This window comes from Psychrobacter sp. 1U2 (assembly GCF_051847575.1).
Genome location: NZ_JBPYDC010000877.1, coordinates 1 through 792 on the forward strand (window position 1 = coordinate 1; position 792 = coordinate 792).

The 792-nt window shown below is 41.2% G+C and carries 1 protein-coding gene; it reads right to left on the reverse strand.

What is annotated here, in order from left to right; genetic code table 11:
* The coding region (locus ACS8FD_RS19290) for a peptidoglycan-binding domain-containing protein (RefSeq protein ID WP_439277048.1) at window positions 1-792 on the reverse strand (792 nt) is incomplete at both ends.

Sequence of the window (792 nt, forward strand, 5' to 3'; positions counted from 1 at the left end):
TGGCATCGCTACCAATCGTCGTTGGATAAGTAGCAACCAGCTTATCATCATTATAAGCATATAGTGTTTTGCTTGCTTTATCAGCAACCACGCGATTAATACGCTCATTGAGCGGCTTACGTGTGTTAAGTACGGTAATGGTTTCACCCGCTCGATAGTTTTTATTTTTATTTAACTTATCAAGGTAGCGTATGTCCATATGAAAGCGCTCAGCAAGCATCTCTTTAATGTCTTGATAATACAAACCTTTCACTTTTGACTTGGCTTCCGAGCCTGAAGGCGTAGTCAAAAAGTTGGTTTTGATATCATCTTCAGTCAACGTATACGTGACTAAAACAGGCTTATTGGCAGGGATATTCTTAGTCAATGCATCCCATGTTTTTTGGTCCATCGTACCAGTCGCTGGTAATCCTTTCATCGTTTGAAAGTTGATTAACGCCTTTTTACTATTCATGCCCCAACCACCATCGATTGGACCAGGAGAGGCATAGTTCCAGTCAAGCAAAGCCTGCATTTTGATGGTCATCGCTGAATTGACATTCATATTCGGCGACCATGTGGCATTGTTTACTTGCTTGGCATAATTTGACAAATTAAGCGTGGTATATCTTTTGCCATCCTTATCTTCGATATTTTTGATCGCAGGATCAGTGTTGAAATCTAGACTCTTTTCATATTGAGGCATCTCAAAAGATGAAGGATCTGTTGCGTCTATAGATGAGGCGTCACTAGGACCCGCCACAGCTTGGCCTTCACTAATATCGTCAGTACGATCAGATTGTTCATCCTTAC